A 24,234-nucleotide genomic window follows, 5' to 3' on the forward strand; every position below is an offset into this window, starting at 1 on the left:
CTGTGACGCAGGTCACACTCGTTGCTCCTCAAGGATGTCCGGTTTGTCGCCGATAGGTCATTTGAGGTAGCGCCGAGATGATCGGGACGCACCTCACGTCAGCGACAAGGGCAAACCCGCCGGAATGCGGGGACGCAAAGCCAGGGGCCCAGACGGGCCGCCCAGCTACCGAACGATGGGATTGACCATGCAGACCGCACCCTGGACGACGAGGTCCCTGTTGACTCCGGGCGAGGTGGCGACCCTGTTCCGGGTGGACCCCAAGACCGTGACCCGGTGGGCGAACAGCGGCAAGATCACCTCGGTGCGGACCTTGGGCGGGCACCGCCGGTACATCGAGTCCGAGGTCCGCGGCCTCCTGGGTGCGGTTCCCGCGCAGCCGCGCTGAGCCCTTGGCTGAGGCACCGGAGCCGCGCTGGTGCATGTTCTGCCGGCGCGCTGATGCACCTTCTGCCGGCAGATCCGGGGTCAGGAGCCGAGATCGTCGGCGACCAGGTGGGCGTGCGCCTCGAAGACCTGGGCGGTGAACGGCACTGATGTCGTCGCGGCCGTGCCGGCCACCGGGTACCAGGGCCCGGCACCGTTGACCTGGTACTGACCCTGCCACGTGGTGACCAGCTGCACGGCGAACTCCCCGGCCTGCCGGTACGGGTAGCTCACGGTGTGGTTCGGGTAGGGCGCACCGGGGTCGGTCGTGACCAGCGGTTCCGACCCGTCACCGAAGTCCCACGCGAACGCCACCGGCGTCGCGCGGACCGCGACCGGGACGCCGAGGACCGTGGTGGCCAGGGTCTGCGGGGCCGGGTCGGCGTACACGATCAGGTCCTTGTTGACCAGGCCGCGACCGTCGTCCGGCTGGTACTGCGGGGTCGAGGCGGTCAGCGGCAGACGCCGGAACTCCTCGACCGACAGGACGACCAGATCGGTCCCGTCCTGGCAGCCACCAGGATCGACCCGGCTCCACGGGCTGAGCCCGGCACCGGTGACCGGGTCGACCTCCCGGCGCTGCAGGGGCGCCAGCGGCACGCTGCCGTCCGCGCACACCTGTGCCACACCAAGGTCATCGATGCACTGGCGGTCGACAGCCAGCGGGTCCAGCTCACCACACCGGGGCAGCGGGACACGGCGGTACTCGTAGGTGATCGCCACACTGGCTTGGGTGGTTGTCCCGGGTTCCTCCGAGCCCGAGGTCTGCGAGTCGGTGACGACAACGCTCGACCCGTCAGCCCTCGAGGTGAGGCCTCCCGGCTCGTCGCCGTCCGTACTCGCCCACGCCATCGTGTTGGGTACCACGCAGGCGAAGGCGACGATGGCAGCGACCCGAACGCGGCGACCAGTGGTTCCCATGCTCACATCACCGACTCATCGCGGGCGTCACCAGTCAGGAGCACCCACCCCTCGGCCGCGGGCAGGACATCGAGGATGAGGAAGCCGGACTCTGCCGGGATCTCGCGGACCACCGAACCATCGCTCCCTACCTGGGTGCTGGCCGCGACGGAGAACTCGAACTCGACGGCGTAGACGCCCAGGGTCTCCTCGTAGCCAACGACCCGCGCGGTCGAGCTGCTGAGCTCTCCTCCCGCGTAGTGGCCGCCTGCGGCATAGACCGCCGTGACGTCGGAACGGACGTTGATGCAGAAGCTGCAGTCCTGGGCGGAGACGGCATCCCACTCGGTGAGGTCACCCGACGTCAGCGCGTACTGGTAGAGGCTCAGGAAGTAGTCCGCTGCGGCAGCCGCACCGATCTCATCGACGCGCTCCATCTCCGCCGGCCGTTCGGGGACCGACGCAGCCTCGACGGCAGGATCTGGTGTCGGCTCAGTCGAGGGGGTCGCGGGGGCAGTCGATGCCGGTGGTACTGGCGAGGGCGCCGGATCCGCCGCGCAGCCCCCGACGAACGCGATCATCACCACAACAGATGCCGACAAACCTGCGCACTTCGCCCCCCGCGTCATGGTCACGCACCGTACAACGCACGGCCCGCTCACGGGACCGGAACGCCGATTCTGTGGACAACCGACGCACCGCCCGAGCCCCTCAGCCAGCCGGACGGCCACTCTCGTCATCGGCCACGCCAACCACGCCAGGAACGCCGGGCACGTCAGCGACCTCGGTCACCACCACCGTCGGCGCCTCGTGCCGCGCCCCACCGAACCGGTCCCACAGCGGGAACATCGCGCTGCTCGCGGCCACGGCCAGGAGCGCGACGAGCACCCTGCGCTCGAACCCCAGCGCCCCACCGGCATCGCCGACGTCGAGCGCCTCGACGAGCAACGTCAGTCCAACGACGACCGTGGCCGCGGCCGCCATGGTGAGTCCGACGGCGCCGCCGCGACGTCCGCGCGGGAACTGGCGCCGGGCCGCGACGACCAGGCCGATCACCCACACGACGACGCCGACCACCGCGCCGACCATCAGGCCGAGGACGACTCCGGCGAGGTCGCCCCACGGCGAGTCGTCCCGCGTCAGTCCGACGAGCACCGCGACGGCCGCCCAACCGGCGAGCACCCCGACGAACAGCCCGGCGACGACGGCGAGGAACGGGCCGGCCAGCAGTCGGACGGTCCGAGGTGCGGCAGCCACGTCATCTCCTTGCGTCCAGCGGCCCCACCTGCGGAGACCGTCGAGAGATCATCACACCGCGCCGTCGGCTCGCGACACCACCGGCTGCACGACGTCGGCACGCGCCGAGCGTTCCACTCCCTGGGATGCCGGGAATGTCCGACCCCCGTGGTGTGGTTCGTCCGACATGAACCAGTCGGCATCCGCCCTCCGCGAGGGCAGCAGAAGCACCACCCTCGAGGGCGGCGAGCACCCCACCGGCCAGGCACCCCGCGCTGCGCGCATCAGCGCCTCGTTCGTCCTGCTCGTCTCGGCGCTGGTCGCCATCGGGCCGCTGACCATCGACCTGTACCTGGCCGCGTTCCCGCAGATCACCGCCGAGCTCGCCACGAGCCCGGCCCGCGTGCAGCTGACGATCACCGCGACCCTGGCCGGCCTGGCGCTGGGTCAGCTCCTCATCGGCTCGGTGTCCGACGCGTTCGGCCGTCGTGCGCCGCTCGCCGTCGCGCTGGGCGTCTACGTCCTGGCGTCGCTGGCGATCATCGCGACGCCCTCGGTCGAGGTGCTCGCCGTCCTGCGGTTCGTCCAGGGCTTCTCGGCCGCGGCCGGCATGGTCGTGTCGATGGCGATCGTCCGCGACACGTACGACGGCGTGTCCATGGGCAAGGTCATCGCGCGGCTGATGCTCGTCGTCGGCGTGGCACCGATCATCGCGCCGACGCTCGGCGCCCAGCTGCTGATGGTCGGCTCATGGCGGCTGATGTTCGCCTTCCTCGCCGGGTTCGGCGTGCTGCTGCTGGCCCTGGTCCTGTTCGTCCTGCCCGAGTCGCTGCCCGTCGAGCGGCGTCGGGTCGGTGGCACCCGCGCGGCCGTGCGGTCCTACGTCGGCCTGCTGACCGACCGCGGCTTCATGCTGCTCGCGCTCGTGTCGAGCTTCTACTTCGCCGCCCTGTTCACCTACGTCGCGTCCTCGACGTTCGTGTTCCAGGACGGGTTCGCGCTCAGTGCGCAGGAGTTCGGGCTGGTGTTCGGCGGCGGCGCGCTCGCGGTCACCGCGGGCAGCCAGGTCAACGGTGCCCTGATCGGCCGGATCTCGCCCGAGCGGATCCTCGTCGTCGCGGTCGACGCCGGGGTGGTGCTGGCCGGTGGGCTGCTCGCCGTCGCCCTGGCCGGCGGCGGACTCGTGCCGCTGGTGATCTTCCTGATGGCGACGCTCCTGACCGTCGGCTTCGTCTTCCCGGCCGTCCCGGCGATCGCGCTCGCCGCCAACGGGCACCGCGCCGGCAGTGCGGCGGCCCTGCTCGGCTCCCTGCAGTTCGGCGTCGGGGCGGCCGTCGCACCGATCACCGGCCTGTTCGGGCAGACGGCGGTGTCGATGGCGGGCGTGATGCTCGCCATGGTCCTGGTGTCCGCCGGGCTGCTGCTCGTGGTCTCGCGGATGTGGCGGACCGCCGGAGGCGCGATCCCGATCGAGATGGACGACGTCGAGCCTGCGGTTGCGGAGCCCCGTCTGACACTCGCGCGGCGTCGTATACGCGTCGTATACTTGCTCTGTGACCATGACCACCATCAAGCTCGACTCGGCGATCCGCGACCGGCTCAACGCCGAGGCGCGACGCCGGGGCATCACGGCCGGAAGCTTCGTCGAGCAGCTGTTCGAGACCTGGCTGCGTGAGCAGCGCCTCGCCGCCGTCCGCGAGGCGATGGCGCGCAGCATCCCTGAGCACCTGGCCACCTTCGCGGAAGAAGCGGCCGCGTTCGACGAGCTGGACCTCCGGACCTGGCCCGGCGACGGAGTCGACGACCCCACGACGCCCCGCGCCTGATGGCGGACGACCGGCGGCTCTGGCGCGGATCGGTCGCCTGGGCAGGCCTGAGCCCGACGCGCGGACGCGAGCAGACCGGACGGCGTCCCGTCCTCGTCGTCGCGTCCGAGGGCTACCTCGACGCCGTGACGTCGCTGGTCGTGGTCCTGCCGGTCACGATGGTGGGGCGTGGCTGGCCGAACCACGTGGCGCTGCGTGGGGCGCACGGACTCGACCGACCGAGCTGGGCGATGACCGAACAGGTGCGCACGATCGCCCGGGACCGGCTCGTCGGTGTGGCAGGACTGGTCGACGACGCGACGCTGGCCGACATCGACGTGTACCTGCGGGACTTCCTCGGGCTGTGAGCCGCGCACCGTCGTGGTCGCCGCGTCCTCCTCGTCGGCGTGCACTGCTATGGTCCCGAGCGGCCCTGGGCCCGTCGAGACAGAAGCTCACGACGTGACCTGGAGGGTCGTCCCGATGAAGTCAGCTCCTGCCCGTTCTCCGTTGATGCGCGTCGGGACACTGGCTGTCGCCGGTGTGCTGCTGGTCGGCGTCGGTCAGGCCGCCGCAGGGACCGACGACCGCGAGTCGGTGCCCCGAGGGCAGGTCATGGTCGACGGGCAGGAGACGCCGATCCTGGGCAGCTTCGTCTACCACCAGTTCATGGACGACACGAACCAGGAGATCCGGGGCTTCGTGCACGGGGTGCGCCGGATCGACGGCGGCACCGTCCTGTACTACTCCGTCGGCGGCGCAGGTGGAGCGGACGTGTCGACGTTCCGGGGCTCGATGGCCTTCCCGAACTCGTCGTTCCCCTACAAGACCAACACGGGCGTCGACCTGCGGCTGATCGACGCCGATGGGCTGGCGGCGTACTGGCCGCTGTTCGACGCCGAGACCACCTTCGCGTCGTCGACGCCGGACCTCGACGGCAACGTCGGTGACCTGCGGGTGGGCTACGCGATCTTCCCGGAGCTGCCGCCGGAGGTCACGACCGTGCAGGTCGTGATGCCCTGGGGCACTGCCGTCGGCGACATCCCGGTCGAGGAGGGTCCGCTCGAGCCGGTGGGCGACGAGCCCGGACCGCTCCTCGGCGAGGGCTGGCCCGCGATCCCGTCGGCGGCGGACCTGGCCGGCGCCGACCGGCTCTCGCGCACCTTCACGCTGGTGCGCCGCTCCGGCGACGCAGAGGGAACCTCGGTGACGGAGGAGTCGCCCGAACAGGTCGCCACGACGCTGGACGCGAACGTTCTCTTCGCGACCGGCTCCGCCGAGCTCTCCCCTGCCGCCCAGGATGTCCTGGCGGGTGTCGCGGCTGACATCGCCGCCCGCGGGGAGGGCGAGGTCGTCGTGACCGGCCACACCGACTCCGACGGTTCCGACGCGTCGAACCAGACGCTCTCGGAGCAGCGCGCCGCCTCCGTGACGGCGGTCCTGCAGCAGACGGGCGGGGCTGCGGTGACCTTCACCGCGATCGGCGAGGGCGAGAACGAACCGGGCGCCGACAACGGCACCGACGAGGGCAAGCAGCAGAACCGCCGCGTCACCGTGGTGTACAGCGTCCAGGGGGACTCGTGAAGAAGCTGGTCGCAGCCACGGTCGTCGTCACTGTCGTCGTCCTGGGCCTGGTCGCCTTCCTGCTGACCCGAGGAGACGAGCCGTCGACCCCCGACCCGTCCGGGGCCGCCGGGCCGACGGGCTCGGCGACCCCAGAGGCTGAGCCCGAGGACTGGACCAGGGCCGAGATCGCCCAGGCGCTCTTCACGGGCGACGTCGGGACCACCGAGGTGCTCGGGTCCGCCACGGGCGCAGTGCGCGACCCGGCCCACCCGTTCCCGGCGTCGATCGAGGTCACCGACGTCCACGCAGGGCAGGCCAGCACCGTCGTGCGCTTCACCCTCACGAACGTCGACGACTCGGACCCGCTGATCTCGCTCTTCGCGTTCAACAGCCTGAGCCCGCTGACCCGGGACGTCCGCGACGTCGCGCTCGTCGTCCCGCAGGAGGACGCCCGCCTTCAGCCGTTCCTGGCCGTGCCGGTCGACCCGGACAAGGACGGCTCCTTCTGCACCTGCTCCGCGGCGCCCCTGCAGATGTCGCGGGAGGGCCAGCTGCTCTCGGCGACCTTCCTGCCGCTCGGGGAGGGCACGACGACGGTGTCGCTCGAGGTCCCCGGGTTCCCCCTGGTCGAGAACCTGCCGGTCACGCGCGACTGACCGGACGGGGCTCGGGCGCCGGCTCCGACCGGGGCAGTCAGGCGGCCTCGGCGCGCAGGGCTTCGACGGCGGAACGGAACGCGGCGGGGTCAACACCGGCGCGCGCCAGGATGCTCGGCCGCTCGTCCCGGTCGACCCGCTCGATCGCGAGCAGGATGTGCCCGACGTCGATGGTCTTGTCGCCGAGCCGGATCGCCTCGCGCAGGGCGAGCTCGAGGGTCTTCTTCGCGGGCTTGGTGAACGGGATGTGCCCGCGGGCGCGGCCGTGGCGACGGGCCGGGTCGGCGGGTGCTGCGGCGTCGAACGCACCGGCTCCGAAGACCCGATCCGCTTGCTCCCGGACGGTGTCGAGGTCGATGCCGACGGCAGCGAGCGCGTCGGGGTCGAGATCGTCGCCCGGCCGCAGCGCGGCCTCGATGTGCTCCGGCACGATGCCGATGTCGCGCAGGAGTCGGCCGTGCGGACCGTCGGACCGTGCGACGGCGAGGAGCAGGTGCTCGTACCCGATCGCGCCGGTCTGGAGCCGCCGAGCCTCCACCTGTGCTCCGACGACGACGCCGCGGGCCTCCCTGCTGAACCTCTCGAACATGTCAATCCCTCCCGGGTGATGTGCGGCCGTGGTGCTTCTGGTGGACTGCCTGCCTGGACACCCCGAGCGCGTCGGCGATCTGCTGCCACGACCAGCCGAGCTCGCGGGCTCGGGCGACGTGCAGCGTCTCGAACCGGTCGCTCAGCGCTCGCAGCGAGCGGACCGCGCGCAGGCCGGCGGTCGGATCGTCCCCGACCGCCGGGTCGAGCAGCGAGGCGACCGAGCTGCGCTCTGAGGTACCCATGCCGTCAAGATAACTTGACTGCTTCTCGCTCGTCAAGATGTCTTGACGGGCGGCCGGCCGCCGGCGCGCGGGCGAGAGGCTGGTGGCGCGTCCGACCAGCTAGCCAACCGGCAGCGAGGCCTCGATCAGCTGCACGATCTCCGGGGCATCGGGCTCGGTCTTCGGCCGGAAGCGGTGCACCGTGCCCTCGGGCGTGACCAGGAACTTCTCGAAGTTCCAGGTGACCTTGCCCGCCTTGCCGTGGGCGTCCGGCGTCTTGGTCAGCTCGGCGTAGAGCGGGTGCTGCGAGCGCCCGTTGACCTTGACCTTCTCGAACATCGGGAACGTCACCCCGTAGGTGAGCGAGCAGAACTCCTTGATCGCCTCGGCGCTGCTCAGCTCCTGGAGGAACTGGTTGCTCGGGAAGCCCAGCACCGTGAAGCCGCGCTCGCCGTAGGTCCGCTGCAGCTCCTCGAGCTTCGTGTACTGCGGGGCGAGCCCGCAGCGGGAGGCCACGTTCACGATCAGCTTGACCTGGTCGGCGTAGGCGGCGAGCGAGGTGGGCTCGCCGTCGATGGTGGTCAGGGGGATGTCGTCGAGGTTCATCTCGGGGGAACACCGCGGGCGGCGCGGGTAGTCCCGGCGCTGGTAGTCCCGGTGCGGGTCGTCGACCTCGCGGTGGGTCGCCGGGATGGCGGTTGTCCACAGGCAGGGTCGAGTCCCGGCGTTCTCCGTCGTCGCAATGGTAGGAATGTCCCGGTTTGCAACGCAAGGGGGCGACATGGGGGCTGATGGCAGCCTGTTCGAGGTCGACACCGACGACCTGAGGGCGACGGGCAGTGCGTTGCTCGGTGTGGGCGATGGCGTCGAGGCGTCCGGGCGCCGTGAGGTGCTCGGTGCGCGGGACCGCTGGGGCCATGGCGGTCTGACCGGTGCGGGCGGGCGGTTCGCCGACCGGTTCGGATACCTGGTCGAGGGCCTGGGCCAGGAGGTCGTCACCACCGGGCAGTCGCTGCGCGGCAAGGCCGACGGCTACGAGGAGTGCGACTGGGCTGCCTCGGTCAACCTCGCACCCCCGGGTGACTGGTGATCGGGGGCTTGGGCAGCACCTGCGACCCGACCGTGCTCGTCTCCGGGTCGCTCGCGGCGCTGCGTGGTGACGCCGACGAGCTCGAGGCGCGCGCCGGCGCGCTGGAGGACGCCGCCGCCGACGTCGAGCACCGGATCGTCGAGGCGTGGATCGGGGACGCCGCCGACGCGTACGCCGCCCGCCGGCAGACCCTGACCGAGGGTCTGCGCGGGGTGGCGCAGGTCTACGCGATCGCCGTGGCCGTCCTGCGCGTCCACGCCGATCGCCTGGAGTGGGGCCAGAGCCGTGCCCAGGTCGCCATCGACCTGTGGGACCGCGGTTGCGCCGCGACCACCGCCGCACCACGCCGCATCGGCGCGCCGACCCTCGGGGTCCGCGCGAGCCAACGGCCCCTGGGCACCTCTGCTGTGGCGATCATGACCCGGCCGTCGGTCGCCGACCCGGTCCCTGACCCGATCGCCGGCGCCGCGACCAAGGTGCGTGCCGAGCAGATCCTGACGGGCGCCCGCAACGAGGTCACAGCCTCCGCGCACGCGGCCCAGGAGATCCTCGACGAGCTGTCCGCGGGGCTGCCCGACGGTCGGTGGCACGCCGACCAGTTCCTCGGCGGGCTCGGAGACTGGGTCAGCGGGATCCCCGGACTCGTGGCGACGTTCAACGCCTACCGTGCGTTCGTCGACCCGGTCGGGTACGCCACCGACGCCCGGGAGATGGCCGCCGCCATGTACGCCATCCCGGGCCAGCTCGTCGACGACCCCGTCGGCACCGCCGAGACGCTGCTGGACGTACGGACCCTGCGGGACAACCCCGGTCGGTGGTGGGGGCGGATGGCGCCCGACATCGCGATGAGTGTGGCGACTGCCGGCGTCGGGCTCGCGGCGAAGTCGGGCAGGCTCGGCGTCGCGGCCACGCGGGTGGTTGATGAGGTCGCGGAAACGGCCGACATGGTTGGTGTCGCCTCGGCAGCCGATGCGCCTGCCATGGCCGCGCTCAGGTTCGAGGGACTCCTCGTGCATGAGGCGGCCGGAGGGCACACCCTGTCCAAGCATGTGGGCCTCACGGCCGAGGACCTGGCTGACCGATTGGCGACCTCGCGTGTGCCCGCGGTCTCGTCATTCACCAACCGCGAGATTGCGGACGCGGCCATAGCAAAGGTCCTCGAGGCCAATCGGCCCGCGATCTCAGCCTGGCTGGCTCGTGGCGCCGCGCCGACGGATTCGGTCTTCACCGGAATCGACGCCAACCCTGTCGGTACAGTGCTCAGGCCGGGTGCGACCGTGCCAGTGGTGAGTCATGCGGTGCGCGTGATACTTCGTGCCGAACCCGGATTTCCCGGTGGGATCCGGATCCAGACAGCCTACCCGGAGTGATCATGATGAGCGAGAGCCTGGCTTTTGAGGGATTCCTCGGTGGGTGCCTGCACCAGGATTGGGAACTCGACGCTGAGGGCGGGGACGAGATGTCGCTCGTGCGCCAGTTCGGGGCTGAGGGACGCCTCGGCCGAGTCTTCGAGGGCATCGGGCAAATCGTCGTCCTGGAAGCACTTCGCCTGTCCGACGTCGAGCTTGAGAACTGGCTCATCCGCCACGGGAGCTACTTCGTCCCAACAGGGTCCGGAGCTGCTCGGAGTTGGCTGGTCCAGGTCCGCGAAGCGCTGGTCACGCTGGCTGCCGCTCGAATGGGCCGAGACTGAGCTTTGAGGGCTCATCACAGATGAGGGTGTAGCGCCGGCCATGTGATCTTCTTCGACGCGACCGCAAAGGATTCCTGACGGGACGGCATCCTGCCGATCACGCTGCCGATCTCACGACTCAACGCAGCATTTGCCGCACCTGCGCGGCTTTACGGGTGAGGTGGTCGCGCTCGGGGACGCTGGTGGCGGCGCGGGAGGCTTCGGCGTACAGCGCGGCGGCGCGTTCAAGGTCGCCGGCACGTTCGTGCAGGTATGCCGTCACCGCCGCGTAACGGGGCAGGTCGGGGCTCACCTCGACCAGCGCCGCCAGGCCTGCCCGCGGTCCGTGGGCCTCCCCGACCGCCACGGCGCGGTTGAGCCGCACCACCGGGCTGGCGGTGAGCAGCAACAGTTCGTCGTACCACTCCACGATCTGCACCCAGTCGGTCTCGGCTCCGGGCGTCCGCGTGCAGGGCGGCGATCGCGGCCTGCGCTTGGTACTCGCCCAGCTGGTCGCGGGCCAGCGCGGTCTGAAGGATCTCCACGCCCTCGGCGATCAGGCCGGTGTCCCAGCACGTTCGGTCCTGCTCGCCGAGCGGCACGAGGCGACCTCCCGGGCCGGTGCGAGAAGCGCGACGCGCATGGTGCAGCAGCATGAGCGCGAGCAGCCCCGCGACCTCGGGCTCGTCGGTCAGGGCGACGAGCTGGCGGGTGAGGCGGATCGCCTCGGACGCCAGGTCGACGTCTCCGCCGTATCCCTCGTTGAAGACGAGGTAGAGCACCCGCAGCACCGTCCCGAGATCGCCGGCCCGGTCGACCTGGAGGCCCTCGATCCGCCGTTTGGCTCGGCTGATCCGTTGGGCCATCGTCGCCTCGGGGACGAGGTAGGCCGTCGCGATCTGCCGCGTGGTCAGGCCACCGACCGCGCGCAGCGTTAGCGCGACGGCCGAGTTGCGGGGCAGGGTCGGGTGCGTGCACAGGAAGTAGAGCCGCAACGTGTCGTCCACCGCGGGCACTGCACCGGCAGGAGGCTCGATCTCCGCGGCGCGTTCTCGCTCTCGCCGGGACGCCTCGGAACGGGTTGCGTCGAGGAACTTGCGCCACGCGACCGTGACCAACCATGCCTTGGGGTCGCGGGGCGGGTCGTCCGGCCAGGCCTCCAGCGCCCGGATGAGGGCCTCCTGCACGGCGTCCTCCGCCGACGCGAAGTCGGCTCCGCGCCGGCGGAGGACACCGATCACAGCGGGCACGAGCTCCCGCAGCAGTGGCTCGGTCACTCGGTGACCGTGGGCGACTCGGCGTAGAAGGGTCGGACCTCGAGCCACTCGTGGATCGGCTTCCCGCCGGGCCCGGGAGCGGCGGAGAGCTCCGCGGCCAGTTGGACCGCGCGGTCCCAGGACTCCACGTCGATGACGTACCAGCCGGCGATGAGGTCCTTGGTCTCGGCGAATGGCCCGTCGGTCACCGGTGGGCGCCCCTCGCCGTCGGAGCGCACGAACGTGCCCTCGGCCGCCAAGGCCTGGGTGTCGACGAACTCACCCGTCACCTGCAGCCGTGCCGCGAAGTCGTGCATGAACTGCACGTGCGCGTCGACCTCCTCCGGCGTCCACCGATCCATCGGCGGGAAGTCGACGGCGGGGGTCGGACCACCTCGGTAGTGCTTGAGCAGCAGGTACTTCATGTCGATCTCCTTCGTCGTCAGCGCGGCTCGTCGCGGCCGCTCGTGGTGCTGGGACGGAGCCGACCCCACATTCTCGACACTTCGCGGCGCACCTGATTCTCGAACCTCGTTGCGGTCGGCACCCCACGGGTGTCGAGAACGGGGCACCGGATCCGTCCTAGGTGTACGAGCGGCCATGACAGGTCGCGCAGGGAGACGGAGAACCACGATGTCAATTCAGCGGATGGACCACGTGGGCGTCGTCGTCGACGACCTTGAGGCGGCCAAGACGTTCTTCGTCGACCTCGGTATGGAACTCGAGGGCCAGGCGCCGGTCCAGGGGAAGTGGGTGGACCGGGTCAACGGGCTCGACGGCGTCCGGGTCGACATTGCGATGATGCGGACCCCGGACGGCCACGGCCGGCTCGAGCTGACGAAGTTCCACACCCCGACGGTGATCAGTGCCGAGCCGGCGGACGCACTGGGCAACACCCTGGGCCTGCGTAGCATCATGTTCGCCGTCGACGACATCGACGCCACGGTCGCGGGCCTGCGGGCCCGTGGCGCCGAACTTGTCGGAGAAGTGGCGCAGTACGAGGACAGCTACCGGCTCTGCTACGTCCGCGGACCCGAGGGCATCATCGTTGCGTTGGCCGAGAAGCTCGGCTGAGGCGACACGATCCTGGTTCGCAGTCGACCACTACCACCCGCACCCCGAAAGGACCGCCGCCATGGCCGTCGCCGACGATCTCGACCATGCAACCGACTCGACGTGGGACTGGGTCGCCCAGCAGACCCGCACGTATCTCGCCTCGGGCGGAACCGAGGGACACGAGTCGAACGGCGTATACACGCTCGTGCTCGCCGCGACAGGACGCAGGACCGGCCAGCCACGCCGCACCTGTCTGATCTACGGCACCTCAGGGGACGACTTCGTCGTCGTCGCCTCCAAGGGCGGCGCCGACCAGGACCCGGACTGGTTCAAGAACCTGCAGGCGGACCCGAGCGCCGGGGTTCAGGTCGGCACTCGACGGTTCACCGCCCGAGCCCGTATCGCGTCCTTGGACGAGCGCGAGGCCCTCTGGCCCCAGATGGCGCGCATGTTCCCGCTGTACGACGAGTACGCGCAGAAGACCGACCGCGTGATCCCGATCGTCCTGCTCACTCCCCAGGACTGACCCGACCCTGCGCCGCTCTCCTGTGCCTTGCGTCAAGAAGTTCGCAGGCGGTGGTCCCGCGAGCCGATCGCGATTCGGGAACCCTCGGATTCGACTGAGGAGAGCATCTGGGTGCCGCAGGCGCACTACGGGCTCATCGCAGTCTGAGGGTGTCGCACCTGTCATGTGATCTTGGACTGGGTGATCGACGCGCGTGGGCGTGGCGATCCGCGGGTAGAGGTCGAGGACTTCCGATGATGAGGGTTCCTACGCCGCTCACCTGGAAGACCTCGACGTGCTTGACGCTACCTTCGCTCGCCCGGACCTGACCACCTTCGCCCGCTTGGACGAGCTTGGACTGCAAGTGGTCGGGCAGCGCTTGGAGCCCGAACGGGCGGTACTGGCCTGCCGGGTCGTCGAGGCGGACCGGTGGTGCCGGCGCTGCGGCTGCCAGGGCAGGGCCCGGGACAGTGTGGTGCGACGGCTGGCGCACGAGCCGCTGGGCTGGCGACCCACGGTGCTGGAGGTCGCGGTCCGCCGCTACCGGTGCAGCGGCTGCGGGCACGTGTGGCGTCAGGACACCAGCCGAGCGGCCGAGCCGCGCTCGAAGTTGTCCCGGCGCGGGCTGCGGTGGGCGCTGGAAGGGATCGTGGTGCAGCACCTGACCGTGGCCCGGGTGGCCGAGGGTCTGGCGGTGTCGTGGAACACCGCCAACGACGCGGTGCTGGCCGAGGGCCAGCGGGTCCTGATCGACGACCCGGCCCGCTACGACGGCGTGCTGGTGCTCGGTGTGGATGAGCACTGCTGGCGGCACACCCGCCGCGGCGACAAGTACGTCACCGTGATCATCGACCTGACCGATGTGCGGGCCGGAATCGGGCCCGCGCGGCTGCTGGACATGGTCGAGGGTCGCTCGAAGCGGGTGTTCATGACTTGGCTGGCCGAGCGGCCACAGGCCTGGCGCGACGCGATCGAGGTGGTGGCGATGGACGGGTTCACCGGGTTCAAGACCGCCACCACCGAAGAGCTGCCCGACGCTGTCACGGTGATGGATCCCTTCCATGTCGTGCGGCTCGCCGGCGACGTGCTGGACCGGTGCCGTCGCCGCGTCCAGAACGACATCCACGGCCAGCGCGGCCGCAAGAACGACCCGCTCTACCGAGCTCGGCGGACCCTGCACACCGGAGCGGACCTGTTGACCGACGAGCAGTCCGCACGCCTGAACAATCTGTTCACCGACGAGCAGCACGTTCAGGTGGAGGCCACGTGGGGTGTCTACCAGCAGATGATCGCTGCCTACCGAGATCCCGACCGGACCCGAGGCCGGACGCTGATGACCAGATTGATCGACTCGCTCAGCCATGGCGTCCCCGGCGCGTTGTGCGAAGTCATCACCCTCGGGCGGACCCTGAATAGGCGCGCCGCCGACGTGCTGGCGTACTTCGACCGCCCGGGCACCAGCAACGGCCCCACCGAGGCCGTCAACGGCCGCCTGGAACACCTGCGCGGCTCCGCCCTCGGCTTCCGCAACTTGACCAACTACATCGCCCGATCCCTGCTGGAGACGGGCGGCTTCAGACCCCGACTACACCCTCGATTGTGAAGAGCCCCCAAGTCAGGACGGACGACGGCCATGTCGTCCGTGATGGTGCATAACTCCCTCGACAAGCCCCAAGGGCGCCGCCCAATCGGCCTGTTGCCCCTGCTCATCGAACCACGTCAGGCACCTGGGGTTGAGACTGCGTCGGCAAGTACCGACCGCACTACAGCGAGCCTGCTGGCGCATCGAACCGTCATGGTGCTCCAGTAGTACGGAAAGGTCCCCAGGGCCAACGAGAGCGCCCACGCCCGTCCCCGCAGCCACGTCGTTTCGTCAACCCCGACGGCACGACGGAACACATCGCGCGAGGCAGGGTCAAGAACGTCCCACGCAACGATGAGGTCGACCGTCGGATCGCCAACCGCCAGTGCTCCAAAGTCCAACACCGCGGCGAGGCGACCACCGCGCACCAGCAGGTTCTCGGCCACCAAGTCCCCGTGGTACCACCGCGGCTCCGACCATGAAACCGGCTCGGGAAGCGCTATTGCCTCTTCCCATACCTGGAGTGCGGCTTCGAGGTCCAAGTCCAGACCCGAGATGCCCCGGCATTCCGCAATATATCGACGGGTTGTGACATCCATGGACTCGAGCGGGGCGCCGCGGTACCAGCGAAGCTGCGGATCAGCGACAGCGCTCTGAGGCACGTCGATGTCGTGCAACGCAGTGACCACAGCGGCAAGGTCGCGCGCCAGGCCAAGGCGCATTGGGCCGACGTGCGACGCGGATTCGGCAACCGCGGGGACATCGCCATCGAGCCAGCGCACAACGGACCACCGCTCGGGATAGCCCAGACCCGGCTCGCCTACGGCGACAACCTCAGGCACCGATACTGGAAGCAGTGGCCCTATGAGCGGCAGCCAACGCGCTTCCTTCTCGATGCTCGCGGATCCACCAGGCTGTCGAGGAAGTCGGATGAGGAGTCCATCGCCGAGTCGAAAGAGCGCATTGCTTGAACCCGAAGCACCCAGCCGACTCAGCGGTAGTGATGCGTATTCGGGTAGGGCACGGTCAACGAGAGCCCGGACGAGATTCAGGTCGATCAGCAACTCGTCATCGTGCAGCGGACCAGTCACGGTGCCGATTCCATCAGCACGCGGGGTAGGTGTCGACCGAAATACTCGGTCAGCAGGGCCGCGTCGGCGGGCGGTGGCGGCGCCGACGGTGCTGCGCACGTCCTCCCGGTTGCTGTTCGACACCCTCGCGGGGGTCTTCGACGATCTCGGCTTCGACGTCGTGGGCGATGACTGCTTCCGGGACCTGGTGATCGCCCGGGTCGTGGAGCCGACCTCGCTACTGGACGTCGACCGGGTGCTGGCCGACCTGGGGCGGGTCTCGGCGAGCCTGTCGACTCGCAAACGCACCCTGCGCCGCGCCCACCAGGGCCAGTACCGGGACCAGATCGCGACCGCCTGCTTCGCCCACGCCGCCACCAGCGGGGACGTCTCGCTGGTGCTGTATGACGTGACGGTGCGCCATGAGGCGCTTGTTGTTCGGATGGAGGTGAGAGGCCACCATCGCGGCCGCTGCCGTAGCGGGGGCCGTGGAGCTGGGGTCAGCCTGACCGCCAACGGCTTCCAGGAACGACACCGAAGTGGAAACGCCGGGCGCACCGGCGAACACCGCGCGCCACTACACCCGGTCACGCACGAAACCCGGACCGCAGCCCCTCACGAACCCACCCCGGCGGATCCGGGCTCAGGGTGTCCAAGCAACGAGCGGGAACGTGAAGTCCGTCCAGGCGAGCTCGACCGGGTCCGCCAGCAGCGACACGTCACCGTCCGGTTGGGCCGGCGAACGATAGGAGTCGATCGCAACCACGAACGGCACTGGGCCCCACGTGTCGCTCTCCCATGACGGGTTCAAGATGTAGCCACCGAAGTTGAGCCCGTCGCACTCCGCCCCGGACGAGAACTCGAACCCGAGCGCCGAGCTAGGCCCGCGCGTGAACTGGTAGGACACCGCGTCAGCAGCAAACCCGACCGTGTTGTTCACGACCGTCATCGTTCCGAACGCGTACCCAGCCGTCTCGGTCTTGATGACGTAGTTCGTCACGCCGTCGTTCGCAGGGTTCACGTCCGCGCACGGGTTGCCACCCACGCCTCCAACCGACGCCCACTCGGACGCCAATTGAGGAGCTCTGTCCGACGGTATTACTGGCCCGACCATGACGGTCAGCGTCTGCGAGTAGCCATCGGCACCGATGGTCGTCGCCGAGTACGTCTCATGCTTGAGCGACGCAGCCAGGTCCGCCTCCGCGGCCGCCTGGCGGGCCGCGGAACGCGCCTGTGGCTCAGCGACGGAGATTGGGGAGGTGCTGTTCGCTGCGCACCAATCACCGAGCGTGGCCCACTCCGAATCCTCCACCGGCTCGCCCCCGTGGAAGGCGACAACGACAGCGCGCTGCTCCTCGAGCCCCAAGGTCAGGAAGTCCGAGCACAACGTGCCCGCAGCCACATCCCACGCTGACAGCGGAGTAGAAGCGCTCACGTCAGCGCCGGAGTCCATCGGCGCAGGACCCGACGGCGAGCACGCCCCCAGGGCAAGGGCAACGAGGGCCAGGGAAGCAAACGGCAGGGCACGGCGCGTTGTCACGCAGCAGAACGTATCAGCAGATCAGAACACATCTGAGAGGTTCGCAGGCCGCTTCACCCAGGTGCGCCCCACGGTGGGGCTTTTCGGCGCAGCCGCAACCTGTGCGAGCCCGGGACCTCTTCGGAAACGGTTGGGTCGACGTCGACCGGAACGGGTGCGACCCCCGCAACGACATGCTCGAGAGGGACCTGGAACCACAGACCTTCAAGCCCGGCACACACGACTGCGTCGTCCTGACCGGCGTGCTCAACGACCCGTACTCGGCGACGACCATCCAGTTCACCAGGGTGCAGGACACCAGCAACGACGTACAGATCGACCACGTCGTCGCCCTCTCCGACGCGTGGCAGAAGGGCGCCCAGCAGGATGCCACGATCGACATACTCGCGGCCGACCTGATGCTCGACTCGGTGGGGGATCGGCCGTCAGACCTCGCCGTCTGGGACGACTGGATCAGTTGCGTCGCGAAGGTCAAGGCGGGTGGAGGCACGCCGCTCCGCTGGTCCGCGGTTGAGTAGTCGGTCGACCCTGCGGCCGGGGCGGTGGGCAACTCGTCGTCCTTCACCACGTGCCACGCACAGAGGACGCCCAGCCCCGGATCGCTCGAAGTGGTTCAGTTCAGCTCCGCCCCACCACCAGCCCACGCGACACTCCTGCCCGCCGACGCCACGACCTGGGTACCGTGCCTGGGTGACTCGCCTCGCACGACCCGGATGGCTCGCGTGGACCTGCACGGCGCTCGTCGCGGCGCTCGCAGGATGCACGTCGACCGCCGCGCCGACACCTGCGGAGTCGCGGACGGTCGCGCCGACCCCCCGGATCGCTGCGCCGGCCCCGTCGGGCACCTCGACAGAGCCGCCGGAACCGTCACCCACGGCCGACGCCGCCACATCGACCCCCACCGACGTGCGCGCGGACCTCCCGACGACCGGGACCGTCGACTACCAGCTCGGCGGTGCGTACCCACCACCGGCCGGCGTCAGCGTCGTCGCGCGCGACTCGACCGACTCCCCCGCACCCGGCACCTACGGGATCTGCTACATCAACGCCTTCCAGACCCAACCCGGGCAGTCCGAGCGCTGGCTCTCCCAGGGCGTCGTCCTGCTCGATGGCGGGGGCGGTCCCGTCGCGGACCCCGGCTGGCCCGACGAGATGCTGCTCGACCCCTCGACCCCCGAGCAGCGCGCCATCATCGTGCATGAGCTGACCACGGAGCTCACGCGGTGCGCGACGGCGGGGTTCGCCGCCGTCGAGCTCGACAACCTGGACTCGTGGACGCGGTCGGACGGGCGGCTGACCAGCGAGAACACGGTCCTGCTCGCGACAGACCTGGTCCAGGTCGCACACGACCTCGGCCTCGCCGTCGCCCAGAAGAACACCGCGGAACTCGGAACGATCGGGCGCGACGTCGTCGGTTTCGACTTGGCCGTTGCCGAAGAGTGCGTCCGGTGGGACGAGTGCTCGGCCTACACCGACGTGTACGGCGAGCGGGTCATCGACATCGAGTACACGGACGACCCCAGCGGGTCGGTGGCGGAGGTGTGCGCGACGGCGGGGCGCCCGACCTTGCTGGTCGTTCGGGATCGGGACCTGGTTGCTGCCGGGCGGGCGGGGTACTCGTACGAGGCGTGTGGCCGCTGACTGCCGCCGCCGCCGCCATCCGCTCGACCAGATCCGCCAATCGCGCATCTCCGGTGCCGACCGTCCGCAAGAGACTCCGCAGTCGTTCGCGCAGGTCCGGCCGGTCGGCCCAAGCCTGAGGATCGACCCTGAGGACCGACTCGAGCAGGTCGCCCGCGTAGAAGTCACCCCCGGCAAGAGGGTCAGCCTCGAGGGCGACCAGTGCGCATGGTAGGAGGACGCCGAGCCCGATCCCCTGGCTGATGAGGGTCCGGAGCCCCTCGATGTCGAGCTCGTCGATGGGGACCCGCCGTAGGGCGTGGACTCGACGGATCAACGAGGTGCTCTCGGCCGGCGGGTCGCCCCAGTCCACGCCGTCGATCTCCTGCAGCGAGCGGTGGCCGTCGGCGGGCTGCTGGGACGCGAGAGTGCGCACGTCAGGCCCGTTCGTCGCCGCGCGCACGACGAGCCGGCGGTACGAAATCGCTCCTCCAACCACGCCCCGTCGCCCGAACCTGCGCCATGTCTAGCAGTGGCGATGGCGGCCATCGAGGTTGTCCACAACCCAACCCCGGCGTGCTCCGGACATGCGCCATGCGGCAGCGCCCACCGCGGGGACCCTTGCCCCAGACACTCCGAGCTGATCAGCTTCGGACATGGACAACGCCGTCGAAGCCGCCCTCCGGGTCGCGGTCATGGACTGGATCCGCGAGCGCGCGGGGGCCAATGGCGGGTTCCTCCACCGGCACGAGCTCCTGAGCTTCCGGATCGGCGGACGCGAGCTGCCGCTGATCGACTTCTCGCGGGGCATCCGCAATCCGCAGGGCTTCTCGTCGACCCTGTCGATCGTCGCCTCGGCGAGCGGTCCGTACGACGACACCGAGAGCGACGACGGTCTGCTCCACTACGCCTACCGCAAGGGCGACCCGTTCGGCGGCGACAACCGCAAGCTGCGCACTGCGATGGAGACCGGGATGCCGCTCATCCTGTTCCGCAAGGAGGCGCCCAACTACTACACGCCGGTCATGCCGGTCTACGTGGTGGACGACTACCCGGAGGAGAGCTCGTTCATCATCGCGCTGGACGAGTCGTTCCGATTCATGGGTGATGTCCGCGAGCTCGCCGAGCCCCAGCGCGAGTACGCCCGACGCCTCGCCAAGCAGCGCCTGCACCAGCCGGCGTTCCGCACGCGGGTGCTTCTGGCCTACGAGACCCGCTGCGCCATCTGCTCGCTGCGCCACGGCTCGCTGCTCGACGCCGCGCACATCGTCCCGGACACCGAGGAACGCGGTCTGCCGACGACGCCGAACGGGCTCGCCCTGTGCAAGATCCACCACGCCGCCTACGACCAGAACATGCTCGGCGTGAGTCCCGACTACCGGGTGTCGATCAACCGCGAGGTGCTCGAGGAGATCGACGGGCCGATGCTCAAGCACGGGATCCAGGAGATGCACGGGCGGATGCTCGAGGTGCCGGTGCGGGTCGCCGATCGGCCTGATCGGGAGCTGTTGGCGTGGCGGTGGGAGCGGTTCTCGACGACCGCGTGACGCTGTGCGGAGCCGTGCGCCGTCACCCCGGATTCACAACCCCCCGCAGCATCTCCCGCGTCTCCCGATCCGGCGAGTACACCAGCGTCCCGATCATCCCGCGCGTCAGGAGCACCTTGTACACGTGCCGCACCAGCCGGTCGAACGTCGCGTCGTCCACCGTCGTGCGGCTGCGGAAGTCCGGGTCCTTGGTGAACTGTCGCTGCGCCACCCACCGATCGTCACGCCACACCAGGTCGTGCCCGAGGATGACGCCGTTCCAGTCGTACTCGAAGCCCTGGGCCGTGTAGACGCAGCCGACCTGTCCGAAGCCGGCCGGGTCCGTCGCCCACAGGGACGAGGGCGGCGCACCGCCGACCGACCGCTCGCTCTTGAGGTTCCAGGGCCGCGACCAGTCCCCGATCGTCACGTCCGGGACCAGCGAGCCGTCGGAGCGGGGATCGCTCCACGGCCAGCAGTACCCCGCCGTCATGCGCGCGCCGTAGCCGCGGTTGAGCACCGACGTCAGCCGCGACTCCAGCTCCGTCGGGGAGTCGACGACGTCGACGGTGAAGTCCGGCTCGTCGCGCCAGGCCACCGGGCCGTCGCCGCGCAGGCCGAGCAGGCGGAGCACCCAGTCCAGGTACGCCTCGCTGCCGCCGGAGCGGTACTGCGCGTTGAGGTCGACGTGCCGGACGGTCAGATCCCGCGCAGACGCATGCGCCTCGATGTCGGAGACGCTGCCCATCTCGCCGGGCCGCACGACCTGGAACTGGTCGAGCAGGAAGACGGGCACGCGCGCGGCGTCGATCAGCTCCTCGATCTGCGGCCGGGCGCGCTCCCGCACCACCTTCGCGGTGTACCGGTTCACCGACGTCGAGCGCAGCCGGTGCGCCTCATCCATGATCAGGACTTCGAGGCTGTTCGGCTCGGCGGTCATGAAGCTGTTGAAGTACTTGAACAGCGACTTGACCTCGGCCGATCCCTTGCCTGCCACCTGTCGCAGGGTGTGCGTGAACGACTTCGAGCCCGTCGCGTGCAGCACTGTGCGTCCCTGCCGGGCGAGCTCGCCGAGCAGGGACAGGGCGATCACGCTCTTGCCGCTGCCCGGCCCGCCGGCCACGACGACGACCGTCTTGTGGTCGGAGCGCCGGGCCTGCTCGACCGCCGCGAGGACCAGCTCGTACGCGACGCGCTGCTCGTCCAGGAGGACGAACTGCTCGCGATCCTGGATCTCCTTCGCGGCGACCCTGAGCAGCTGCTTCGACGGTGCGATCGCCGAGGAGAGCAGTCGATCGGCTGCCACGACGCCGGACTCGGGCGCGAGCCGCGAGCGCAGGTACTCCTGGAGGTCGCCTCGCCGTTGACCGGTGAACATCCGGGCCTCGGCCACGGCAGGCCCGTCACGCAGCTCGCCGACGCCGTGCTCGGTGGCGTTGTGCAGGTAGGCGACACCGGTGATCGCATCCGGCTGCTCGGCGAGGACCGAGACGAAGTCCCGCATGTACTGCGCGTAGCCGGCGACCTGCAGCGACGGGTGCAGCACCGGCCGGTACGGGGCGCCGTCGACGTCGACCAGGGTCTCGCTGTCTTCCCAGCGGTGCGCGGTGCTCCACTGCTTGAGCTCGACGACGACGTACGAGGGGTGGCCGGTCTTCGGGTGGACGCCCGCCAGCACGACGTCGGCCCGCTTGCTGCTCAGCGGCAACCGGTGCTCGACGAGCACCTCGACACCACTCAGCCCGGCGTCGCGCAGGTCGCGCGCCAGCACCGGGAGGCTGTTGCGCCACGACCGTCGCTCGCTCAGGCCGGGACGACCCTGCCCGTTGCTCACGAGGTGCTCGGCGATCTGACGCTCGAGCTCCGTGGCATCGCCGTCGCAGAGGATGGCAAGCGACTGACCGCTCCATCGAATGGAATGCACCGACGTCGTCCCTTGGGCAGCACGAATGAATCGTGCGGAGGGGACGTGTCTGCCGCGCCGTCGTCAGGCGACGCCGGCGGCAGAAGTCCGTCGAACCGCTGTCCCGAGGACAGTAGCGCGGCGCTGATCGGGCTCGGCCGGCGGAGCCGCGGAGTGTCCGGGCGGTGTGCCATGGTGGCGCCGTGGCCCAGACCCCCGAACCCCAGCTCGACGAGCTCACCCGCCTGATGCGCGAGTTCACCCACGCGCGCGACTGGGCTCAGTTCCAGGACCCGAAGTCGCTGGTCCTCGCCCTGGTCGGCGAGGTGGGTGAGCTCGCCGAGCTCTTCCAGTGGATCCCGGCCGACGGCGCCGTCGCGCACTTCGCCGACCCGGCGCGTCGCGCGCGGGCCGGCGAGGAGATCGCTGACGTGCTGCTCTACCTGCTGCGGCTGGCCGACGTGCTCGGCATCGACGTCATGGACGCGGCGCGGGCGAAGCAGGCCGCTGCGCGGGAGAGGTTCCCGGTGGATCAGGTGCGTGGGGCGGCGCCGGAGAAGGCCTGAAGCGTCGACTCACCGGGTGCACAGTCCACACCCCTTGACGCCCCCCAACCCCGGTGCGAGGCTTGCTATGCATCATTGCTACGTACCGGAGCCCACTCATGCCGCGCACCAAGATCTTCTCGACGAGGCCACGATCCGTCGGGTCGGCGCAAGCCTGGTGATCGAGGCGGTCACCGTGGACTGGGCCTGGATCGACCGGCTGCGGGCCCAGGGCGGCGTCGACCTGGAGGTCATCGAGGCGGCCCTGGAGCCGACGGCAATGCCTGACCACTCGCCCGGCGAGGATCTGTTCCCCCGATGAAGTATCTGCTGGACACCAACGCGCTGGTCGACGTCCTCCGGGCTCCCGGCTCAGCTGTCGAGGCCCGGCTCCGGGAGTGCGACCCGCAGGACGTCGGTCTCTCGGCCGTTGTGCTCCACGAGCTCTACTACGGTGCCCACCGCAGCCACCGGGCGGAGCACAACGCCGCCCTGATCGACGAGATCGCCCTGCCCGTGGTCGACCTGACCCGCGAGGACGCCCGTGGGGCCGGCCGCATCCGCGCGCACCTCGCCCGCGAGGGCCGGCCGATCGGACCGTTCGACGTCCTGATCGCCGGCCAGGCCGTCGCGCGGGGCCTCGTCCTCGTCACGCACAAGACCGCCGAGTTCTCGCGAGTCCCGGGCCTGACCCTGGCGGACTGGACACGCTGAGCGACCCTCCGTTCGGCCTCGCAGTGCCAGGGCAGGTGACTCCCAGCCGGGCACCCGACTCCTCACCCGACCCCCTCACCCCGCCAGCTCCCCCAGCACGAACCCCCCATACCCCGTCGCCTCCCGCATCCCCTCCCCGAACATCGCCGGCCGCCAGTCGTCGTCCCACCAGCACGCCACCCACCCGGCACCCAGGTCGTCGAGCCGGTCCAGGAGCGGTCGTCCGTACCCCTCGGCGGTCCCGACGAGGTAGCCGTCCCCCGGGTCACGGCTCTCCTCCAGGTATCCCCACTCGGTGATGAGGACCGGGTACCGCACCGCGACGTCGCCGAACCAGGTGCCTGGTTGCCGTCGGTGGTCAGCGCGGGCAGGTCGATGCCGGTCGCGTCGAACGACTCCGTGTGCGGGACGGGCACCAGGAGCCGCCCGCCCCCGCCGAGCACCAGCGCGAGCACGACCGCGGTGACCACCAGAGCACCGACGACCGTGCCGAGCACGAGCACCACCCGGGGCACCGCACTGCGCGCCATGCCACTCATCACACTCGCGCCCGCCGTTCCAGCGTCCGACCTTCGTCCCGGGACGCGCCGTCCGCCGTCCGTCCGCCGGACGCCATCCGTCCGTATCGTCTCGGCCAGCGATCCGACCCCCGGCAATTCGGGCCATTTCGACCCCCCGGGCGCTCGGCCGTCGGTACTCTACCGACGACGCCGAAACGGGGGGACCGGGTCGGGTTCGTACGTCAGTCACGGCA

Annotated in this window: 29 protein-coding genes, 2 pseudogenes and 1 riboswitch; of the genes and pseudogenes, 17 read left to right on the forward strand and 14 right to left on the reverse strand. The window is 70.2% G+C overall.

What is annotated here, in order from left to right; genetic code table 11:
• The first annotated feature begins 99 nt into the window (after nt 1-99).
• Nucleotides 100-173, forward strand: a riboswitch (cyclic di-GMP riboswitch).
• A 14-nt stretch (nt 174-187) separates the two neighbouring features.
• Entirely contained in the window at nt 188-388 is a 201-nt protein-coding gene (locus K415_RS0105805; protein WP_024286144.1) for a BldC family transcriptional regulator, read from the forward strand.
• An 80-nt stretch (nt 389-468) separates the two neighbouring features.
• On the opposite strand, the gene K415_RS22550 is transcribed toward K415_RS0105805, so the two are convergent.
• The 3 genes from K415_RS22550 to K415_RS0105820 are packed head-to-tail and all read right to left on the reverse strand — an operon-like array spanning nt 469 to nt 2,583.
• Nucleotides 469-1,347 carry a PKD domain-containing protein gene (locus K415_RS22550; RefSeq protein WP_051480417.1) on the reverse strand — a complete coding sequence of 293 codons (879 nt, stop codon included), beginning with the start codon at nt 1,345-1,347 and terminating at the stop codon, nt 469-471.
• 2 nt (nt 1,348-1,349) lie between these two features.
• The gene (locus tag K415_RS0105815) at nt 1,350-2,066 is read right to left on the reverse strand and encodes a DUF6318 family protein (RefSeq protein WP_369795189.1); all 717 of its coding nucleotides are present in this window, start codon (nt 2,064-2,066) and stop codon (nt 1,350-1,352) included.
• On the reverse strand, nt 2,038-2,583 hold the full coding sequence (locus tag K415_RS0105820) for a hypothetical protein (protein ID WP_024286147.1): 546 nt from the start codon (nt 2,581-2,583) through the stop codon (nt 2,038-2,040). The genes K415_RS0105815 and K415_RS0105820 overlap by 29 nt, the downstream gene beginning before the upstream one ends.
• 166 nt (nt 2,584-2,749) lie before the next feature.
• Between K415_RS0105820 and K415_RS0105825 the strand changes: the two genes are divergently transcribed.
• The 4 genes from K415_RS0105825 to K415_RS0105845 all read left to right on the forward strand — a co-directional run bounded on the left by K415_RS0105825 (nt 2,750) and on the right by K415_RS0105845 (nt 6,589).
• A complete protein-coding gene (locus tag K415_RS0105825) occupies nt 2,750-4,237 on the forward strand; it encodes a multidrug effflux MFS transporter (protein ID WP_024286148.1) in 1,488 nt (495 codons plus the stop codon).
• 150 nt (nt 4,238-4,387) lie between these two features.
• Nucleotides 4,388-4,735, forward strand: a complete 348-nt coding sequence (locus K415_RS0105835) for a type II toxin-antitoxin system PemK/MazF family toxin (protein WP_024286149.1) — start codon at nt 4,388-4,390, stop codon at nt 4,733-4,735.
• Between the two features lie 115 nt (nt 4,736-4,850).
• On the forward strand, nt 4,851-5,951 hold the full coding sequence (locus K415_RS25000; protein ID WP_304412746.1) for an OmpA family protein: 1,101 nt from the start codon (nt 4,851-4,853) through the stop codon (nt 5,949-5,951).
• Nucleotides 5,948-6,589, forward strand: a complete 642-nt coding sequence (locus tag K415_RS0105845) for a hypothetical protein (protein WP_024286151.1) — start codon at nt 5,948-5,950, stop codon at nt 6,587-6,589. The genes K415_RS25000 and K415_RS0105845 overlap by 4 nt, the downstream gene beginning before the upstream one ends.
• A gap of 37 nt (nt 6,590-6,626) precedes the next feature.
• Here K415_RS0105845 and K415_RS0105850 read toward each other — a convergent pair whose 3' ends face one another.
• The 3 genes from K415_RS0105850 to K415_RS0105860 all read right to left on the reverse strand — a co-directional run bounded on the left by K415_RS0105850 (nt 6,627) and on the right by K415_RS0105860 (nt 8,007).
• Nucleotides 6,627-7,178: a Clp protease N-terminal domain-containing protein gene (locus K415_RS0105850; protein ID WP_024286152.1), complete on the reverse strand. Its 552-nt coding sequence runs from the start codon at nt 7,176-7,178 to the stop codon at nt 6,627-6,629.
• A 1-nt stretch (nt 7,179) separates the two neighbouring features.
• Nucleotides 7,180-7,422, reverse strand: a complete 243-nt coding sequence (locus tag K415_RS0105855; RefSeq protein WP_024286153.1) for a helix-turn-helix domain-containing protein — start codon at nt 7,420-7,422, stop codon at nt 7,180-7,182.
• A 99-nt stretch (nt 7,423-7,521) separates the two neighbouring features.
• Nucleotides 7,522-8,007, reverse strand: coding sequence for a glutathione peroxidase (locus tag K415_RS0105860; RefSeq protein ID WP_024286154.1), 486 nt, complete (start codon nt 8,005-8,007; stop codon nt 7,522-7,524).
• A 175-nt stretch (nt 8,008-8,182) separates the two neighbouring features.
• On the opposite strand from K415_RS0105860, the gene K415_RS0105865 reads away from it, so the two are divergent.
• The 3 genes from K415_RS0105865 to K415_RS0105875 are packed head-to-tail and all read left to right on the forward strand — an operon-like array spanning nt 8,183 to nt 10,184.
• Nucleotides 8,183-8,491, forward strand: a complete 309-nt coding sequence (locus tag K415_RS0105865) for a hypothetical protein (RefSeq protein ID WP_024286155.1) — start codon at nt 8,183-8,185, stop codon at nt 8,489-8,491.
• Nucleotides 8,488-9,861 carry an RNase A-like domain-containing protein gene (locus K415_RS22560; RefSeq protein WP_024286156.1) on the forward strand — a complete coding sequence of 458 codons (1,374 nt, stop codon included), beginning with the start codon at nt 8,488-8,490 and terminating at the stop codon, nt 9,859-9,861. The genes K415_RS0105865 and K415_RS22560 overlap by 4 nt, the downstream gene beginning before the upstream one ends.
• Nucleotides 9,858-10,184, forward strand: coding sequence for a hypothetical protein (locus tag K415_RS0105875; RefSeq protein ID WP_024286157.1), 327 nt, complete (start codon nt 9,858-9,860; stop codon nt 10,182-10,184). Before K415_RS22560 ends, K415_RS0105875 begins: the two co-directional genes overlap by 4 nt.
• 118 nt (nt 10,185-10,302) lie before the next feature.
• Here K415_RS0105875 and K415_RS25100 read toward each other — a convergent pair whose 3' ends face one another.
• The 3 genes and pseudogenes from K415_RS25100 to K415_RS0105885 form a co-directional block, all read right to left on the reverse strand.
• Nucleotides 10,303-10,593 carry a hypothetical protein gene (locus K415_RS25100; RefSeq protein WP_369795285.1) on the reverse strand — a complete coding sequence of 97 codons (291 nt, stop codon included), beginning with the start codon at nt 10,591-10,593 and terminating at the stop codon, nt 10,303-10,305.
• 154 nt (nt 10,594-10,747) lie between these two features.
• Nucleotides 10,748-11,488 (reverse strand): annotated as a pseudogene (locus tag K415_RS25105) (sigma-70 family RNA polymerase sigma factor); the annotation flags it as partial.
• Nucleotides 11,437-11,844 carry a YciI family protein gene (locus tag K415_RS0105885; protein WP_024286158.1) on the reverse strand — a complete coding sequence of 136 codons (408 nt, stop codon included), beginning with the start codon at nt 11,842-11,844 and terminating at the stop codon, nt 11,437-11,439. The gene K415_RS0105885 and the pseudogene K415_RS25105, both read right to left, overlap by 52 nt.
• A gap of 208 nt (nt 11,845-12,052) precedes the next feature.
• Between K415_RS0105885 and K415_RS0105890 the strand changes: the two genes are divergently transcribed.
• The 3 genes from K415_RS0105890 (at nt 12,053) to K415_RS0105900 (ending at nt 14,583) form a co-directional block, all read left to right on the forward strand.
• Entirely contained in the window at nt 12,053-12,493 is a 441-nt protein-coding gene (locus K415_RS0105890; RefSeq protein WP_024286159.1) for a VOC family protein, read from the forward strand.
• Between the two features lie 61 nt (nt 12,494-12,554).
• Complete coding sequence (locus K415_RS0105895; RefSeq protein WP_024286160.1) at nt 12,555-13,001, forward strand: nitroreductase family deazaflavin-dependent oxidoreductase; 447 nt, start codon at nt 12,555-12,557, stop codon at nt 12,999-13,001.
• Nucleotides 13,002-13,275: 274 nt separating this feature from the next.
• Nucleotides 13,276-14,583: an ISL3 family transposase gene (locus tag K415_RS0105900; protein ID WP_024286161.1), complete on the forward strand. Its 1,308-nt coding sequence runs from the start codon at nt 13,276-13,278 to the stop codon at nt 14,581-14,583.
• Between the two features lie 116 nt (nt 14,584-14,699).
• Here K415_RS0105900 and K415_RS23325 read toward each other — a convergent pair whose 3' ends face one another.
• Together K415_RS23325 and K415_RS23870 are read right to left on the reverse strand one after the other, a co-directional pair.
• Nucleotides 14,700-15,653: an aminoglycoside phosphotransferase family protein gene (locus K415_RS23325; protein WP_024286162.1), complete on the reverse strand. Its 954-nt coding sequence runs from the start codon at nt 15,651-15,653 to the stop codon at nt 14,700-14,702.
• Nucleotides 15,654-16,275: 622 nt separating this feature from the next.
• On the reverse strand, nt 16,276-17,067 hold the full coding sequence (locus tag K415_RS23870; RefSeq protein ID WP_155859376.1) for a hypothetical protein: 792 nt from the start codon (nt 17,065-17,067) through the stop codon (nt 16,276-16,278).
• Nucleotides 17,068-17,273: 206 nt separating this feature from the next.
• Here K415_RS23870 and K415_RS25110 point away from each other — a divergent pair, with 206 nt between their 5' ends.
• Nucleotides 17,274-17,690: a DUF1524 domain-containing protein gene (locus tag K415_RS25110; protein ID WP_024286164.1), complete on the forward strand. Its 417-nt coding sequence runs from the start codon at nt 17,274-17,276 to the stop codon at nt 17,688-17,690.
• Nucleotides 17,691-17,862: 172 nt separating this feature from the next.
• A complete protein-coding gene (locus tag K415_RS21495) occupies nt 17,863-18,813 on the forward strand; it encodes an endo alpha-1,4 polygalactosaminidase (protein WP_024286165.1) in 951 nt (316 codons plus the stop codon).
• A gap of 91 nt (nt 18,814-18,904) precedes the next feature.
• Here the strand turns inward: K415_RS21495 and K415_RS25115 are convergent.
• A pseudogene (locus K415_RS25115) lies at nt 18,905-19,291 on the reverse strand (contact-dependent growth inhibition system immunity protein); the annotation flags it as partial.
• Nucleotides 19,292-19,448: 157 nt separating this feature from the next.
• Here K415_RS25115 and K415_RS0105930 point away from each other — a divergent pair.
• Nucleotides 19,449-20,339: an HNH endonuclease gene (locus tag K415_RS0105930; protein ID WP_024286167.1), complete on the forward strand. Its 891-nt coding sequence runs from the start codon at nt 19,449-19,451 to the stop codon at nt 20,337-20,339.
• A gap of 22 nt (nt 20,340-20,361) precedes the next feature.
• Here the strand turns inward: K415_RS0105930 and K415_RS0105935 are convergent, their stop codons facing one another.
• Entirely contained in the window at nt 20,362-22,242 is a 1,881-nt protein-coding gene (locus tag K415_RS0105935; protein WP_024286168.1) for a DUF2075 domain-containing protein, read from the reverse strand.
• 182 nt (nt 22,243-22,424) lie between these two features.
• On the opposite strand from K415_RS0105935, the gene K415_RS0105940 reads away from it, so the two are divergent.
• The 3 genes from K415_RS0105940 to K415_RS0105950 all read left to right on the forward strand — a co-directional run bounded on the left by K415_RS0105940 (nt 22,425) and on the right by K415_RS0105950 (nt 23,480).
• Nucleotides 22,425-22,787: a nucleotide pyrophosphohydrolase gene (locus tag K415_RS0105940; protein ID WP_024286169.1), complete on the forward strand. Its 363-nt coding sequence runs from the start codon at nt 22,425-22,427 to the stop codon at nt 22,785-22,787.
• Nucleotides 22,788-22,854: 67 nt separating this feature from the next.
• A complete protein-coding gene (locus K415_RS23880) occupies nt 22,855-23,088 on the forward strand; it encodes a hypothetical protein (RefSeq protein ID WP_155859378.1) in 234 nt (77 codons plus the stop codon).
• Complete coding sequence (locus K415_RS0105950; protein WP_024286170.1) at nt 23,085-23,480, forward strand: type II toxin-antitoxin system VapC family toxin; 396 nt, start codon at nt 23,085-23,087, stop codon at nt 23,478-23,480. The genes K415_RS23880 and K415_RS0105950 overlap by 4 nt, the downstream gene beginning before the upstream one ends.
• Before the next feature lie 75 nt (nt 23,481-23,555).
• Here K415_RS0105950 and K415_RS0105955 read toward each other — a convergent pair whose 3' ends face one another.
• Nucleotides 23,556-23,798 carry a hypothetical protein gene (locus K415_RS0105955; RefSeq protein WP_024286171.1) on the reverse strand — a complete coding sequence of 81 codons (243 nt, stop codon included), beginning with the start codon at nt 23,796-23,798 and terminating at the stop codon, nt 23,556-23,558.
• Nucleotides 23,799-24,234 lie beyond the last annotated feature (436 nt).

Source organism: Cellulomonas sp. KRMCY2 (assembly GCF_000526515.1).
Taxonomy (GTDB): Bacteria; Actinomycetota; Actinomycetes; order Actinomycetales; family Cellulomonadaceae; genus Actinotalea.